This window comes from Aestuariibaculum sediminum (assembly GCF_014596945.1).
Classification (GTDB): domain Bacteria; phylum Bacteroidota; class Bacteroidia; order Flavobacteriales; family Flavobacteriaceae; genus Aestuariibaculum; species Aestuariibaculum sediminum.
Map to the genome: position 1 here is coordinate 11510 of NZ_JACVXB010000012.1, position 17265 is coordinate 28774.

The following is a 17265-nucleotide window of genomic DNA, read 5'->3' on the forward strand; positions in this document are numbered from 1 at the left end:
TTTTGGAATTACAGGATATAAGAACAAGGTAACCCAATGTAAGAATGACCTTAGACAATTTAATTCTATATATTTTATTTACAATCATTTATTGAAACCTATAACCTACACCACTTTCGGTAATTATATGCTCAGGGTGATTTGGATGGTCTTCAATTTTTTTTCTTAAAGTACCCACAAATACTCTTAAATATTGCGTTTCGGTTTGGTAGCCATATCCCCAAATTTCCTTTAAGATATATTGATGGGTCAATACTTTCCCCTCGTTTTTGGCAAATAATGCTAATAGATTATATTCTGTAGAGGTAAGTCTTATAATCGCGCCTTGCTTTTTTACTGTTCTTGCTACCAAATCAATTTCAAGTCCATTTGTAGAAATTACTACCTCATTGGGTTCGATATTTTGACTTCTTCTAATTGCTGAACGTAATCGCGCCAATAATTCTCCCGTACGGAAGGGTTTAGTTAAATAATCGGTTGCGCCATTATCCAATGCCTTTACAATGTCTTCTTCATTATCAATCACCGATAAAATAATTATGGGTCTATTGTACCAACTTCTAAGTTCTTTTAATAACTCGTGTCCACTTTTATCCGGTAAACCAATGTCCAATAAAATAGCATCTGGTAAATGGCTTGCAGCCAAAGCCAACCCCTCTTTGGCATTACTGGCTTGAATGACCCTATAATCGTTGCTTTCCAGATTAATGTTAAGCAATTTTCTTATTTGAGGTTCATCATCAATGATCAATATTTGTGCTTTATTGGTTTCCATAGTCTTCTATTGTGGTGGTTTCTGCAGGAATTCTAACGGTAAACTTTGCCCCCCCTTTTGATTTGTTTTCTAAAAGAATGGTTCCGTTCATTGCTTCCGTAAAGCCCTTAACGATTGATAACCCTAAACCTGTTCCTCCAATACTGTTATTGAGTCGATAAAATTTATTAAAAACAGCATCTATTTTATCAGCAGGAAAACCCCTACCATTATCAGAAATGATTATACCACAAAAATTAGCAGCATTTTCAACTTTAATTTTTATTACAGATCCTTGTGGTGTGTGCAATAAAGCATTATGGACAATGTTGTGAATGACCTGCTCCAAAAGACCAATATCCAGTTTAAATAAGGGTAATGTTTCATCTGGTACAAAAACTATAGAATGGTTTAAAAGGTCTTCCTTGTTACTTTTTATAGCAGTAAAAATTAACTCATTTATATCGCACCAGTCTTTTTTAGGTTTTATAAATCCAGCTTCCAATCTACTCATACTTAATAAGTTTTCTACCTGCCTGTTCAAACGCGTACCTGCCGTTTCAATCTCTGAATACAACTCTTTTTTATTGGCATCTGTTAGTTTATTACCACTATCGTTTATAGTATCTATAGCTCCAATAATGGTTGCTATAGGTGTTCTTAACTCGTGGGACAAAGAATTCAACAGGGTATTGTAGAGTTTAATGGCATTTGCTCTTTCTTCTTCATCACGTTGCCTTTTATCATATTCCCTAATTTTATAAGTAAGTACCGCATTGATCGAAGCAATGACAAAGTACATTAAAAACATAAGCGCATCTTCAGGTGACCCAATATGAAAAGTCAATATGGGTGGTATAAAAAAGAAGTTCCAAATCAACGCACTCAATAATGCAGAAACCATTACTGGATAGATATCAAACAAAATAGCATTGAGAGATACCACCAAAAGCAAAATAAGGGCAACGGCCCTAAACCCTATAACATCTACAGATAAAAAACATAAAATAGCCGTTACTATAACGAGTGATACACTTATTATGTATTGCTTTTTTTTACTAAAATGTCTCGTCTTAAGAATTTCCAAATTCTTTACTTAATAATTATAATTCTATATACAAAGGTACTTTTTACAACATAAAGATTTTATATAAACTTATGCAATGTTCTCAAATTTTAGGATTTAACTCCACACTGTAAGTACAGAGACGAAAAAGTATTAGATGCACATTAGTTTTTTTTAATAATTTCCTTTCAATGTACTCCCGTGACCTTTTGAGGAAGGCATTGAAAGGAAATTCATTTTAAGCTAAAAAATATTGATTTAAGGTCATTTCTAAATCTCAGCGCTTCGTTTTTCCAGCTTATTATGTAAACTTTCCATATCCTCACTTATTTTATTCTCCACTACCCTAGCATAAATCTGAGTCGTTGATAATTTAGCATGTCCAAGCAGTTTCGACACCGTTTCAATCGGCACACCGATTGAAATTAAAGGTAGAATGGGTTTATAGGCACAATTATAAGTTGAGATCTGAAGCGGAGTTATCCAACTTTGGATGGATAGAAACCTGGTACAACAATAGAAGAAGACATTCCTTTTTAGGGAATAAAACTATAAGAGAATTTGAATTAGACATGTATAACCTTAAACTAGCGGCGTAGTCATTCAACTATTTGTCCAGTTTTTTGTTGCAAGTCCAGTTTCATTTTTTACAAGTTTATCCACTTTTAAAACAGGAATAAACAAGTTAAATGATGCTATCACTTTTGTAAACGATAATATTTTCTTTTCAAACATACCTTTAATGAAAATGCCAGGTTTACCGGAATCCAGTACAGCAATAAGTGAAACTATAACCTCCGACATCTTTAACAATATTGGTGCGACCATTGAAGATTCAAATGTATCTCTATTGGTATTTGAACTTACTGAAGATTCTAAACTTAAAATTAAATTAAAAATAAATAAACCGAGTGATGTTGAAGGATCTTACATTGATACAAAACTAAAATTATCATATTCCGACAATTATAATCAGGCCTCAACGACATTCCCAATCCGAGTAAAGAAAACGGGTATCGAATTAGTAGGTGACCTAAATTTTAGCTCAGTAGCTTTAGGATCAAAACCTCAAAGAACCTTAACCATAACAAACACATCAAGTAAAGAGGTTAATATTAGTAGCATTTCTTTCCCTGAAGGTTTTTCAACAGATTGGGAAAAAACAGTTATTGCTCCGAATAGTTCTGAATCTATAAATATTTTCTTTTCTCCAACAAAAGTACAAGATTATCAAGGAGAAATTGTCGTAATTAACGATATAGATGAAGAAAACAACAAAATTGAAGTTAGTGGGAAAGGCATTTTAAGTCCTATTATATTTGAAGGTGCCTTAAATTTTGGCGACGTATTAATTGATGCTACTAAGACTTTAGATTTGAAAATTAGAAACAATGGTGATGAAGATTTCTACATCACTGATAATATTAGTTTCCCAGATAATTTTGTTCCAAAACAATTTCAAACCAATTTACCGGCAGGCTCGGAACAAATTATCCCCATTATTTTTACCCCTACTGAAGTCAAAGAATATTCAGGTGAAATTGTTATTAAAGATGCATATAATAATACTCTGTCGAGCATACAAGTTACTGGTACAGGTAAGGAAAACCCTTATTTCGGAACATGGAAAGCCATAACCTGCAACAACTTACCAATTGGAACTGTAGAAAATGTTTATTTAGAAACTTTATGTGATCAAATTGGAGGCACATACACCATGAAAAGTTTTTCCTTTTCACTTGATGCTAACAATGTAAGCATTTCGTACGTTGATGAGGAAACAAATAACACCTATGAATATCAAACTGATACTACTGGAAATCCAATTTGTGATACCGTTAAATTAGTTGAAACTGTTCAACAAGACCCACAATATTTTAATCAAACTTCTTCTTATGAATTCCAAACTGAATCCGAAATTTATTTTAATTTATTATTCGATGGCGGAGCTGACGTGGTACCTATGTTTATGACTTTTGATTTACAACAAAATGGCAATCTTAAAATAGTTATAGCAGATAGAGATAGTGGTCCTGACGAATATTTATATTTTGAATTAGAAAAACAATAAGCTGATACTATAATACCAATTCAACATTTAAAACTAAACAAACCTCGTGACTATAAATTTCACGAGGTTTTTTTGTAACTATTTATTACTAAACTAACTTTCACAAAATTATTATAAAAAAGGTCGCACGAATATACTATTCAGACGACCTTTTAACTAACCAATTTATATACTATTATTTTGTTATGTATTCATTAATGCGTGTACGCCATTTTTCAATCACCAGGAGTTCTCCTGAAAGCTGTACATTTTCATTAATATCAAAAAATAAAAGCTTCTGGGTTTCATTAGTCTTCATTTCAAAATATAAATAAAGCTGATCGATTCTTTGTTGATGATGTTTTCCATGTCCAATGGTTTTATAATTTTTATGCACCAAACAGGATTTCACATCCCTTAGAGGAATAGCATGATACTCAGAGGTTCCATTGACAAGGTTCTGAAAAAACACCATGGTAAAATCAAAATTTATCGCGATTATAAAGTTTCCGCAATTATCATAATTCCCAATGGCATGCCCATGTTCATAAGCAAATTGTTTCAGATTATTTAAGGTCTGTTTTTCGCGTTTTCTTCTTCCGTGAGAAGACAAAACAAATGGCATTGCACAAATCAACACCAAAGTTATACTGGTTATAGTTGTTCCTATTTCCATTATTTTTATTGATAAAATTCCACAAATGATTTGGCCAAAGTTACATATGGCCTATATAGTCTAATCGTTCTAATATGACGTATGATTCATATTAGATGTAAGCATGAAACTTACCAGAAATAATGAAAAGGAAAGATACCGTCTATTTTTCGATATTTAATAAGACGCCTTAAGGACAGTTGCCCATATTGTTTAAAGATAGCCTCAAAAGATGCTTCACTGGATTTGTGAACCATCAATATAATCGGAGAAACAGATACCTTGGATAATTCCAAAGGTGTAAAGTGTTCAGGATTCCCATTTACCGCATATTCAAAATCCAGATTTTGAATCAGAGAATACGATGGTACCTTGGTCCACTCCTGCTTAAATTCATGGTTAGTGTCAACCTGTCCCTTATGGGACATTGACAGATTCAGTACAGTTATAAAAATACAACTGTAGATGGCCGTTAATAGTATACCCAATATGAATTTAAATCCTGTTTTCACTCTACAAATGTACAGTTAAAATACTGATATCCTATAGTCTTACAAAAAAAAGAGAAACCAGTATCTCTACTCATTTCTCTTTCGACAACAAAAGCTACTCAGCCTGTGCTTTCTGCTCCAGCTTTACGATGCGTTCCTGGATGCGTTCAGCTCTGGTCTGGGTCTCTTTTTCAAATTTCTGTTCTGTACTTTCCATTTTAGCTTTATAAAAGCCTTTCATTGCCTGATAAAAAGCGATATTAGTCAAGTTGTTGGTATGATTACTTTCTCCAAAATGCACCTGTTTAATTAGTAAGAACCTGATGAGTTTATTAAAAATTTCTTTTTTGAAATGAGTTCTGAAGTCCTTGTAGATCTCTTCCTTACTCATCTTTGATGTATTTCCGAAAAACTCCAGATGATACTTTTGCTGTTGGATATAGCCCACATTGTTTTCAAATAGTGATATGGTTATGGCAATCATCTCATCTTTTGATAATGCCTTATCCAAATCAAGATATCCTGATTCTCTGATTTCTGAAGTAGCCTGTTCAAACAGCTTATTATTTTCAATATGTTGTTTACGCTGTTCACGTTCTTTAATCTTTATGATTTGTTCTTCTGGTGTACAGTCGGCCATCTTACGTTCTGAAACAGGTATGGTATGACTACTGGAATCACTGGTCTCAATATCTTTTATCTTGACATAGCAATCTTTAAACCTGTATGATTCCGGATGAAACACTATCCCTTTCACAAAACCATTATCAATTGCCGAATTATAGGATTGATGTTTCTCATGATAATCCTTAAGAACCTCATCTAAATCCTCCTGTAATTCCTCATCTGTGTAATCGTAATGACGGTACTTTTCTTTAAGTAATTCCAAAGTCGGTTCCTCTGGTTTCTCTATAACATCCAGATCATCTAATAAATAGACTTTAATACTGGATAGAACGGTAACCGAGAACCATCTACAGCGGATATAATGGTCCAGTCTCATTCTTGATATGAAGCATTATTAAATAAGGGCTTACTTGAAATTTAGCTATGCTCAATTTTATCCGCTGTAGATGGTTCTGTATTTCCGTTTTTTACACTTATACTCAAAGCATACACAAAGTAAGCTATTCTTCTAATACAAAAACACTCGATTCCTTAAATAGATTATCTTCAATTGTAAACTAAAGTTTAACAAACAAGCATACTTATTATCAAACAGTTAATTAAAACATTTCGAATAGTACGCTTTTATTTTAACAAGAACTTAAATAAAAAGAATCATTCAGGCATTCTATTTTAACTAAGCAAAAAACACATATTAATAACCTTTTAAAATGAAACGAAAATTACTTTTATCAACTTTAACTTTGTCATTATTTTTAGTTTTTACCCCTAATGTTAATGCACAACAAAACATTTATGTAAAAACATCGGCTGCTGGTACATCTGACGGTTCTAGTTGGGAAAATGCAACTACTCTTACTGATGCACTAGGCATGACGCTTAACGATGGAGACATGATTCATATTGCAGAAGGCACTTATGTACCTACAAATAATGTCTCTGTAACTCCTGCAGAAGACGATGGGTTATACAAAACATTTGAAATTTCTAAAAACATTCATTTAATTGCTGGATACCCAGCTGCAATTACCGATGAAACTATAGATGCCTCCCCAGAAAGTTACACTACAACTTTAAGTGGTGATATTAATGGAGATGGCTCTGTTCGTATGAGACGCGTAGTAACTATTGGGGCTCCTATTGTAAGCGGACAAAGCGTTATATTTAAAGGGTTAACTATTCAAGATGGCTATGCAAACTATGTAGGAAGTTTAGAAATTAACGGTGTTAATATTTTCGACTCTTTTGGAGGAGGACTAGCCATTCATGCTTCTAATGTTGAGATGAACCAATGTACCATTCGTCATAACGGGGGAAGATCAAGAGGATCTATTTCGGCCCATGAATCTGTTTTAGTTATGAATAACTGTAATATTATTGATAACAACGAAGACACTACCAATACTGGCTTTGGTCGAGGTTTATATGTCGTGAATTCAATTGCTACTTTAAACGAATGTAACTTGTCTGGTAACGTAAATTATGCAGGACAATCAGGAGCTTTGTATTCTGAAGGATCAACCGTAAATCTTTACAACTCTACAGTAGCTAATAATCAAAGTGGTACGTATAGTGCTGGTGTGTATTTGCACTTAGGCTCTACTGGAAATTTTGTAAACTGTACATTTTATGGTAATAAAGTTACTACTGCTAACGATTACTACCCAGCCTCTATCTTGGCTCGTTCTAATAATGGTGTTTCTACAGCTTATATTATAAGTTCAACCTTTACAGGTGGAGAAGCAAATTATGAAGTGGCTTGGTACACCAACACAACGGTATTAAATCTTTACAATTCTATTATAAGTGGAACAAATACTACAGGAACTGTGAGACCGGGAGCTATTGAAACCAATAACAAAATGATATTAGGAGCAGATGTATTAGACGCCAGTGGCAGCACTATTTCTTCAGATTTTGATGCTTCAACTATGTTAGGCACATTCGATGGTAACATTTGTGCTCTAACAGGAACAAATAATCCTGCAATTACCAATGGAATGTCCTTGGCAGAATTAACTACAGTATGTGATGCACTTAATATTCCTTCTGAAATATATTCAATGGATCAAGCTAATGTCTCTCGCTCAGGGAAAATAAGTATAGGAGCAGTTGTTCTTGACGGAACTTTAAGTATTGATAAAAATGGTTTCGCAGCAGGTTTAAAGTTATACCCTAACCCTACTACAGACAGAAAAATAACTTTAGATCTAGGACATAATTTCACTTATGAAAACCTGACTATTACCGTTTTTGACATTACTGGTAGAACCCTTAAATCTTTAAACCAAATCAAAAAACAAAGCAACAAATACGATTTAGACTTAAATTTTGTTAGTAAAAATCAGTTTGTAATGATACATATTAATAACGGCCAAAATAGCGCAACCTTCAAAGTGCTTGTTAAGTAGTTGGTCTTTCAAAACCAAAAAAAACCGGCAGAACGCCGGTTTTTTTATTTCATTAATTTTTAACTACCGTATCGTTACATAAAAAATTCCTTTTACAGAGCGCTCTTTTCCATCTGAAGGTGTATTAACGATTTCATCGTCATCATAACCTTTTACAAATAAGGTACTGGAACCTCCCCCATCAAGATTTATTATATCGGTACATCCTATAAACTTTCCAAACATTAAAACTTCATTTAAAGTCATTCCTGCAGCTGTTTCTGAACGTCCATCTACAACCACCATAAGTAAATGGTTATTTGCAAAAGCCATAAACGATCTTGGATGCCGCTTCGTATTAAAAGAAGCGTAGCTTAAATGCAATAGCCTTCCATCATCCATTAAAAGTGGACCAGAAACTAAAACATCATCAGCTTTATCATTATAACCTAATTCCTTGTCACTATTCCAGTTTGAAATATCTATGTAATTTTCTTTAACGGTAATAACACCAGTAGCTCTTGTTAAATATTCTGTTTTAACCGTATGTGCTTTAACTTCTCCATCAATCATTATAAAATGCATACTTTCTCCAAGCGGCTCACTATGATTTCTGAAAAAAGAACCGTTAATAGCTGCAATTGCATTTTTTGCTTTGGCTTGGACTGATGTCCTTTCCATAACTTTAGCCATTCCAACATCGTATTTCACTTTTGCTAAAGTCGTATCTATATCAACAATACTAATTTCCTGAGGCGAATCGAAAAGATTTGCTGAGGCTTTTCTCACCTCAACTCCTTCAATGATCTTAGTTGTTCTCCAATTAATATCTTCAATATTCAAAGAGAACTCTTCAACTTTTTGTTGAGACATACCTTTTATACTTATTGCTAGTAACCCCAGTATTAAAATTTGTTTCTTCATTCTTTTTTATTTTTTAATCTAAAAATTAATATTAAAAAAACACTACCCAAATTGAATAGTGTTTTTATAATGTTTACTTTCTTTAACTTAAAAACTATATGTGCTTAACGGAAGTCCAAATACAGCTCTTTGTCCCGGGTGCTCCATAAGCCCCCATAAATCGTGATAATACGGTGAATAATACAGTCCTTCTGTACCATGAGGAAAACGATAACGTTTCGTGTTTTGAGTTCCGTATTCCCATAAAAGTAATCTGGACGTAGAATCGTAATATTCAGACTTACCCGATACGGCAAAGTAAAATATTCCATCTTTAGCGAATAAGCCTTGCATGTGGTTTACATAGCCTCCATCGGTATCTATTGGATCTATTTTTCTAACGTTGGCCGATGTGTTAATTGTACCATCTGAATTTAAAGCAAATGAATGGACATAAGCATGCCCTGATGTAGAACTTAAATTATAGTAATTTCCGATATTGATTCTCGGATCTCCATTGGTGTTATAACTTAAAGACATTGCCGACAATGGTTTATGAGAGCTATCTACGGTGTAGCTCGCTATACGCGGTAATATATATTGATACCCAAAGGCATACATCTTACCATCGGCGCTACTATAACCTATTTTTCCACCGCCGCCGCTTGCAGTAACTTCAATAATTTTATCTAAATCAAATTCATCTATAGTGCTACTACCTGTAACATATAATTTCCTATTATAATAAGCCAGTCCTCCAGCATGTACAAAATTAGGTGCATAACCATTGTACTGCGTATAAGATGTGTTATTAAAATTCTCGGAAGTCCCTGCAAAATTGCCACCAGACTTTCTAACTAATAAAATATTACGATAAACCACATTGTTCATATCTGTTATATCGCAAAGCGATAACCGTGATCCGTGTGCAGATTTAGAGTACCAAGATACAGCGATAAATCGCCTGTTCCCCCATCTAAAACCTGTTATTCCTTGAGGGTACCAGGTTTCTGTATTTTGGTCGATAGCATCCCATGAAAACCCAGAATAATCATAAATCACATTAAAACCATTAATGCCTACTAAATTATTTTCTAAAGTTGCTGATTTATTGAAGGTGATTCCTGTAGGTTGTAAATAAGTGGCACGGCGTGATCCGATAAAAAAGTCATCTACTTTATCTTGATAGCTCACGCGAACATCTAATGCTGCTCCTGCGATTGAATACACTGAATTATTTTCTTGTAATGCTTCTGAATCATCTACAGAATCAGTAATTATTTCTTCCTTAGGTTCTGTTTCAATGGTTTCCTTAGAACAGCCAATAAACATAACTGAACAGATGATTAAAATAAAAATGGCTATTTTTTTCATATTTAAAGATTTACTGGTGATTACTACTCCTCTTCTTCACTTCCTCCTGCCATTGTTTTAGGGGTTAAGGCTTTTCTTAATTTTACTTCTTGTTTCTCTTTATTAAAAACCATTTCTACCTCAATTGGTTCGCCTGTCAACTTTTTAAAATTCATCACCCTGTAAGTCACCTTAAATTCTCGCTTATCGATTCCCTTACTGTCCTTCACCTTAAACTCTAAGAGATTGGTTGTGTTTGGTAATAGTGTATTTTTTTTTGGCAAATCAACTACCTTATCTTCTCTCACTTTTTCTAATACAAAACGAATGTCAGTATGATTTTTTAATTGCGCATAACGTTTTTTACGGTACACCACATTCGCTGGGTCTAATAATTCTACAGACTGCGAAAACAAGGGTTTCAAAAACTTCTCCTCCCCTATAATAGTATCTGCAAAGTAAACAGCTGTGCGACGCTCGAACATGGCCTCTTTTATGCCCTTCTCAGTGTTTTCTTTAGCAAAAATTAAGGTTACAGGTCTATGTACTTCAAAATGACTTAAGTTAACCAGATAGTGTATATCGGAAGTAGAAGTAATAGTTAATTTATTTTCGATTGCCCAAGGAATAGCCTCTTCATGCAATTTTTTATTATTAAATATTTCAAGTCCATCTAAAAGCTTTTCGTCATAAGCCTGTTTATGAAATTCCTGCCAATGTGGGTTCTTTCCTTGTCCTTCTAACGGATGATTTAACTGAATAAAGGCTCCTTGTTTTTTTGCTTCTCTGAAAGCTTCCAATAAATCTCCTTGAACTGGTTTTAGCAAATTAATATCTTCTAAAAAAAGAATATTAAAATGCCCAACCGGATCTTTGTAACGATTGATTTCTAATCCTTTTATTAGAGTTATTCCAAGACGCTCTGCTATAACTTCAGCATCTCTATGTGGTAAGTTTTCATCTTCAAACTTAACCGCTTTTTGTAATACAGGTCCTTTATAATTAATATGATCGGTTAAAGCAATAACATCTAAACCATCATGCCAGGCTTCCTGTACCCTTATGTCTGGCCACACACGTCCATCGGAATACACGGTATGAATATGAAAATCCCCCTTCAAGGTTTTATACCCGGGAATATCTGGAATATTTATCTCATTTCGTATTTGTGCTGATACTGTTATACATAAAAGTAAAACAAATTTCAGGCTATTCTTAAATATCTTTTTTTTCACTATCTCTTTTATTAATTAATTATGTTTACCTTTCTCTCTCAAGTAATTAAGTAATACCTGAGGTCTATCGGTTTGTATTATATTTACATTGTTTTCAATATACCAATCGTAAACTGAGTTATCTAGCATGGCCTTTTCGTCGTCATGACCGCCATTTAAACTTGGCCATAAAGCATTCATCCAAACAGAAGATCCTTGTGCTCTTATTTTTGAAAACCTTTCTTTTAATTCGAATGTGTCCAAAGGAGTGTTAATTTCAAAAGCAATAGGTTTATTAAATTTTAAATACTTGTTAATCGTATCCTGAGCTCCCGAACGTTTAAGGTTAATAATAGGCATAAAATAAATATCGTTTAAGTGTTTTCCTAAATCACCTTCCACTTCTTCAAAGGTTTTTACTCCTTTAAAAATAACCTGATTTAAGGTTCCTGTTTCTTTTACAACTTCTAAACATTTGTAGAATATGTCATAACTCTTATCTAAGTTCACCAGAATTTTCCCTTTACATAATAACAAGGCGTCCTTAAGCGTTGGAACCGTTTGAGATGTTTTCCCTCCAATACCATTGGTAAGCACCAATTGCTGAATGCTATCTAAGGTAAAATCTTTAACCAATCCTTTGGCTTTAGTGGTGCGATTTACTGTTTTATCATGCATTAAAATAAGTTCGCCATCTTTAGTTTCCATAACATCAATTTCTACAATATCTACTCCCATATCAATACAATATTGTATAGCCTGTAATGAGTTTTCCGGGGAATTACGCCAATCGCCACGATGTGCCGCTACTAAAATATCATTGCCTTTGGCCTTTTCTAATTTTTCAATAAGTTGATTGATATCTTGACTATTCGAAGCTTTAAAAGCAACCTGCTGTATCGTGCTTTCTTCTTGCGCTTCTTGTTTACAACCAAAATAGCTAAGAACAATTAGCCCAAATAATAATTTAAAATATCTCATTTCTAATTATTGGTTTATAATTGGAAGAATTTGAGGCGTAATGGCTTTTATCATTCTATCAAAACCTAAATCGTTAGGATGCGTTCCATCTACCGTACCTTCGTGATCGTCTCCAAGAAAGTCATTCCCAAATATGAAATAAATATTTTTCATACCAGACTGATGCAATTTCATAAATTCATCATAGGCATTTTTATTTTGCATTTTCACCTTTTCTCCGGTTTTCTCATCAACAAACCCTATTTCTCTTACTACGCTTTGCATCAAGATAATTGGCGCATTTGGGTTTTTGGATCGGATAGTTTTTATTAAGTTTCCTGTACGTTGGGTTATTTCTTTTGGGCTACTATTTGGAATGCAATCTAATAAATAGACATCGGCCTCAATATCGGCCACCATATTAGCGACTTCTTTTTCCATTCTTGCAACACCTGACATGCCTAAATTTAAAAAATTAAACCCTGTATTTCTGGACATACGAGAAGTATATGCCATTCCTGGACGACTAGCTCCTGCTCCTTGAACAATACTAGAGCCATATACTAAAATACGTTTATTAAAAGGCTGATCGCCTGCTGTAATTTTCGCCGTGTTTTCCACACCAATTTCTAAACTAGTGGTTTCGCTATACACAGGTAAATACAATAAGTATTCACGTTGTTCTCCATTTAAATTCGCTACTAATTTACCCTCACTAGAGTTTTCGCCACTTTTAGGCCGTCCTACCCCCGCAAATTGCCACTTACCATTAATTTTAGTATACAAGTCTAATCCTCTAAAAGCAATAGGAGTCATTCCTGAACTTGGATATTTACTTGTTGTACACCATTTTGCGTGAATTGATTTGCTATTGGTTTTAAATGAAATGGCTAAACCAGCCGAACGCGTTAAACGGGTTTTAATGTGTTCTGGAATATTAGAATACTTCGCTGTATCAATACGATGAAATGGTTTATCTGTATCCATAATTTTTCCAACCATTGTAAAATTAGATGATGGATAATATTTTATATCTGAAGATTTTTGAGCAAAACCATTTAAACCAAAAAATAAAACCCCAACAAATATGGTTAGAGTTACTTGTAATGTGTATTTCATAAACAATTATATTATTATTTGAAGCATTTTTTTATCCAGCCCGCCACGATATATTGTTGACGAGCTGAAAATGAAAAAATCTACGTTAAGGAATTACAACAGTAATCGTTTTATATATTTTTTTATAATTTTCAATGTTAGCATTAGCTGCTAAAAAGGTCACTTCATATTCTCCTGAATCACTATATTCATGAACAAAAGACGTTAATTTAGCATCACCAACGCCTTTTATAGGCAAAGAACTATCAGCACCTAAATCCATTTTCTTTTCAAATTTCTGGCTTATTACCCAAGCCTCGGTTTCGTCGGTTAACCAAGCAATTTCTTCTTCATTTATGGTAGTAAAACTCCCATGGTTACCTCTTAATGTAATAGTCGAACTAGAAATTACATTTCTACCAGATCTGTAGTTACCAATTTCAACCAAGCCCCAATCTAGATCAACCTCTGCCAGACCAAACAAATCTGTTTCGCTATACATACGCCACCCTTGTAATCTAATAGCGGCATATATTCCATTTTCAAACTGATTTGGTGTTATGTATCTAAAAGCAAGATAAAATGAACCATAAGTATCCATTAAATCCTGTAGATCTACTTGTCCTGAAGAATCATAATTTGTATTATCAACAGTAAGCATACTAAAATCGAATCTATCGGTAATATCTATCCAAGTGGCTGCGTGAATATTCTCTTCATTGTAATTACCATTAAAATCTGGTGAAGCTACTACCGAAAATTGCGACAAGGGGTCTTGCTCTCCATAACCACATCTGGAAGCAAAAGAAAAATCTACCGATTCTATACTTGCAACCTTCCCTTCTCTATATTTGAATTCAGCCCCCTCTTCACCTGAATAAAAAGAGATGATATCGGCTTCTTCATCAAAATTAAAAGTTACTTTTTTCACGATACCATCACCGGTATCAACATCTTCAACTTTATAATTTTTTATCTTGAATTTTGGCTCATCAATTACATACTCATCTTCACAAGACAAGTTTATTGAAGCCACTAAACAAATGAACAGTATATTTAATAATTGTTTCATATTTATCATTTTTTCTTTATTAAGCAGATGTTATTCTTCAGGAATAACTACTTTAATTTTCGCTAACACAGGTTTTTCGGTATTGGTTTTATGAGCTACAAACACAGCCTCATATTCCCCTGGTTCATAGTAACGTTCAATAAATGATGTTACAGGGATATCCCCAATAGCTTTAACAGCTACAAATTGATCTTTACCCAAATCTTCAGCACCAACTGGAAACGCCGCAGATATAAACCAAGCTTCGGTCTCCGCTGTTTTATAATCTGACCCTGCCGTTCCATGATTACCTCGGCACCAAAGGGTTACAGGATCGTTGGTATTAATGTAACTTCTTGTTCCGTTTTCTAATCCTGTTTTTACCACTTCCCAGCTTGGTTCATAATCTGTTTGACCTAATTCACTTTCGCTATTTACAGACCAGTCTCTTATTTTAATGGTTGTATAAATACCGTTTTCATCTTGATTTAAGGTCTTGTATTTAAAAGCCAAATACACCGACTGATACGATTTTATAAATTCGCTTAAATTAGCAACGCCTGAAGCGTGAAATTCTTCATCACCATTAATAAATGGCGAAATATAAAACTGCTCGGTAATATCTGTCCACGTTGAAATTTTCACACTGTTATAATCATAACTTCCATTAAAATCAGTAGACATTAATACCGACAATTGGTTTCTTGGGTCTTGACCTCCTCCGAAACCACAATTGGTTGCAAAAGAAAAATTCAGGGCATCAAGTTCAACAATTCTGCCGTCTTTATAATTATAATCGTATCCAAACTCGCCTGAGTATAGCGCTATATAATCGGCATCTTCTTGAATATTGAATTTAACTTTCCAAAAAGGATCTCCATTTGAATCTGTAAATTTTTCAAGAGTATAATCGGTAATTTCGATTTCGGGAAAAACACCTACTGTTTCACTATCAGATTCGCACCCAAAAAACAAAGCTGAAAATAATACCAGCGTTAATAATTTTGACATTGTTTTCTTCATCATTTTAATATTTTATTTACCAGCCTTCGTTTTGAACTAATAAACTATTTAACATTAATTCTTTTGTTGGGATAGGCCAAAGCATGTGTTTTGGTGCTACATTTTTTAAATTCACAATTAACGTCTTTGTTGCCGCTGACACTGTTGTGCTGTATTCATACGTTGAAACCATCGCTTCAATACTTTCTACATAATCATTCCATCGGATAAGGTCGCCGCGTCTTAAACACTCAAAACATAATTCTCTGGCTCTCTCTTCTTTTAGAAATAAGAAAAATTCGGTTTGATCTACTGGTAAATTAGCACCTTCAAGTAGTGGAGCTTGTGCTCTTGCTCGCACTCTATTCACTGCATTAATCGCTTCCTCTGTTGGCCCATTTAAATAATTTTCAGCTTCTGCAAACATTAAAAGCACATCGGAATATCTCAACATAGGAAAGTTAATTGGCGTGAATGAAGTTTTAGGTAATACCAACTCATATTCTCTTCTATATTTTCCGGCGTAACGTCCCCAAATTTGAGTTTCGTTATCGGTTCTATATTCCTTCGAGCCATCATCATTATAATCAAATGGTGCTATTGCCCAATCTCTCCTCAAATCTCCATCTTCATACATAAAAAACAAAGTTGCTGTCGCTCTGATATTTCCGTTCGCATTTCCAATTCCTGAAGCTGCCGAACTGCGAATACCATTATAATTCCCTACCGTGCCAGCCTGACGCGGATGATCTGTTCTGTTGCCAAAAAACTCCACTTCCCAAATGCTTTCACTAACATCGTAAGTATCTTGAGCATAATTAATAAATACCTGTTCGTAAGACGGGTTTAAAGCATGCTGTGTACCTACTAAAGAAGGATTCATAACTGTAGCCGCCCATTTTTTAGCTTCAATATAACGGCTAACTTCATTATTTGGATAGCCTGCCCAATGTAGGTTTACGCGAGCCAAAATACCAGCAACTGCTGATTTGTTTATACGACCACCATACCCTAATTTTGAGGCTGTTTGAACCAAATCGAATGCTTTCTCCATATCTTCAATTATTTGTTGATAAATAATAGACGATTTTGATTGCGGCACCAATTCTCTGGCTTCTTCGGCTGTTCTTGTTGCCTTTAATACAAGTGGCACATCACCAAAATGTGAAGTCAGCATGAAATAAAAATAACTTCTTAAAAACAAGGCTTCACCTCTAAAAATATCTCTATTTACTTCGTTGTCCATCTCGGCATTATCTATACTCTCTAAAAGGTAATTTGCATGATTTATGCCTTGATACAATCTATCCCACACATTAGAAAGCGATGGTGCTGATGGATTATAAAGAAATTGTGAAATAATATTACGTTGTGGCGTATGTCTGTAATACCCTAACTCGCCTTCAGTTCCCATTTGATGAATATAATCACCTCCGTATAACGGACTACTGTCTCGGGTATCAGAAAGTGTATTGTGCACCCCTATTAAGGCCGTAAACAGTTGTTCTTCCGTTTTATAATAATCTTCAGGTTCTAAAAAACTTTCTGGTTCGGTTTCTAAAAAATCTGAACAGGATTGAAGTGTAAAGATTAAACCTGAATAAACTAAAAGTATTATTAAAATATGCTTTTTCATTTCTATTTTTTTTAA

General features: G+C 34.0%; 15 protein-coding genes and 2 pseudogenes. 3 read left to right on the forward strand and 14 right to left on the reverse strand.

Going from position 1 to position 17265, the window contains the following annotated elements; translation table 11 throughout:
- Positions 1-88 precede the first annotated feature (88 nt).
- The 3 genes and pseudogenes from ICJ83_RS16085 to ICJ83_RS17020 form a co-directional block, all read right to left on the reverse strand.
- Positions 89-775, reverse strand: coding sequence for a response regulator (locus ICJ83_RS16085; protein WP_188231434.1), 687 nt, complete (start codon positions 773-775; stop codon positions 89-91).
- Positions 762-1841, reverse strand: a complete 1080-nt coding sequence (locus ICJ83_RS16090; protein WP_223154820.1) for a sensor histidine kinase — start codon at positions 1839-1841, stop codon at positions 762-764. Before ICJ83_RS16090 ends, ICJ83_RS16085 begins: the two co-directional genes overlap by 14 nt.
- A 249-nt stretch (positions 1842-2090) precedes the next feature.
- A pseudogene (locus ICJ83_RS17020) lies at positions 2091-2246 on the reverse strand (site-specific integrase); the annotation flags it as partial.
- Here ICJ83_RS17020 and ICJ83_RS16095 point away from each other — a divergent pair.
- Together ICJ83_RS16095 and ICJ83_RS16100 are read left to right on the forward strand one after the other, a co-directional pair.
- Positions 2246-2419 (forward strand): annotated as a pseudogene (locus ICJ83_RS16095) (IS3 family transposase); the annotation flags it as partial. The pseudogenes ICJ83_RS17020 and ICJ83_RS16095 sit on opposite strands and share 1 nt — an antisense overlap.
- 143 nt (positions 2420-2562) lie before the next feature.
- Entirely contained in the window at positions 2563-3891 is a 1329-nt protein-coding gene (locus ICJ83_RS16100; RefSeq protein WP_188231435.1) for an Ig-like domain-containing protein, read from the forward strand.
- 175 nt (positions 3892-4066) lie between these two features.
- Here the strand turns inward: ICJ83_RS16100 and ICJ83_RS16105 are convergent, their stop codons facing one another.
- The 3 genes from ICJ83_RS16105 to ICJ83_RS16115 all read right to left on the reverse strand — a co-directional run bounded on the left by ICJ83_RS16105 (position 4067) and on the right by ICJ83_RS16115 (position 6019).
- Positions 4067-4546: a hypothetical protein gene (locus ICJ83_RS16105; protein ID WP_188231436.1), complete on the reverse strand. Its 480-nt coding sequence runs from the start codon at positions 4544-4546 to the stop codon at positions 4067-4069.
- Between the two features lie 110 nt (positions 4547-4656).
- Positions 4657-4953: a hypothetical protein gene (locus ICJ83_RS16110; RefSeq protein WP_188231437.1), complete on the reverse strand. Its 297-nt coding sequence runs from the start codon at positions 4951-4953 to the stop codon at positions 4657-4659.
- Positions 4954-5131: 178 nt separating this feature from the next.
- Positions 5132-6019: a hypothetical protein gene (locus ICJ83_RS16115; protein ID WP_188231438.1), complete on the reverse strand. Its 888-nt coding sequence runs from the start codon at positions 6017-6019 to the stop codon at positions 5132-5134.
- Between the two features lie 334 nt (positions 6020-6353).
- Here ICJ83_RS16115 and ICJ83_RS16120 point away from each other — a divergent pair, with 334 nt between their 5' ends.
- Positions 6354-8054, forward strand: a complete 1701-nt coding sequence (locus ICJ83_RS16120; protein WP_188231439.1) for a T9SS type A sorting domain-containing protein — start codon at positions 6354-6356, stop codon at positions 8052-8054.
- A 63-nt stretch (positions 8055-8117) separates the two neighbouring features.
- Here the strand turns inward: ICJ83_RS16120 and ICJ83_RS16125 are convergent, their stop codons facing one another.
- From ICJ83_RS16125 to ICJ83_RS16160, 8 genes are all read right to left on the reverse strand, one after another.
- A complete protein-coding gene (locus tag ICJ83_RS16125) occupies positions 8118-8957 on the reverse strand; it encodes a phosphodiester glycosidase family protein (RefSeq protein WP_188231440.1) in 840 nt (279 codons plus the stop codon).
- Between the two features lie 87 nt (positions 8958-9044).
- Positions 9045-10310, reverse strand: coding sequence for a hypothetical protein (locus ICJ83_RS16130; RefSeq protein ID WP_188231441.1), 1266 nt, complete (start codon positions 10308-10310; stop codon positions 9045-9047).
- A gap of 23 nt (positions 10311-10333) precedes the next feature.
- A complete protein-coding gene (locus ICJ83_RS16135; protein WP_188231442.1) occupies positions 10334-11524 on the reverse strand; it encodes an Sb-PDE family phosphodiesterase in 1191 nt (396 codons plus the stop codon).
- A 15-nt stretch (positions 11525-11539) separates the two neighbouring features.
- Complete coding sequence (locus ICJ83_RS16140) at positions 11540-12484, reverse strand: glycerophosphodiester phosphodiesterase family protein (protein WP_188231443.1); 945 nt, start codon at positions 12482-12484, stop codon at positions 11540-11542.
- 6 nt (positions 12485-12490) lie between these two features.
- Positions 12491-13582, reverse strand: a complete 1092-nt coding sequence (locus ICJ83_RS16145) for an SGNH/GDSL hydrolase family protein (RefSeq protein WP_188231444.1) — start codon at positions 13580-13582, stop codon at positions 12491-12493.
- An 85-nt stretch (positions 13583-13667) separates the two neighbouring features.
- Positions 13668-14633, reverse strand: coding sequence for a DUF5017 domain-containing protein (locus ICJ83_RS16150; RefSeq protein WP_188231445.1), 966 nt, complete (start codon positions 14631-14633; stop codon positions 13668-13670).
- A gap of 30 nt (positions 14634-14663) precedes the next feature.
- Complete coding sequence (locus tag ICJ83_RS16155; RefSeq protein ID WP_188231446.1) at positions 14664-15623, reverse strand: DUF5017 domain-containing protein; 960 nt, start codon at positions 15621-15623, stop codon at positions 14664-14666.
- Between the two features lie 28 nt (positions 15624-15651).
- Complete coding sequence (locus ICJ83_RS16160; RefSeq protein ID WP_188231447.1) at positions 15652-17250, reverse strand: RagB/SusD family nutrient uptake outer membrane protein; 1599 nt, start codon at positions 17248-17250, stop codon at positions 15652-15654.
- Positions 17251-17265 lie beyond the last annotated feature (15 nt).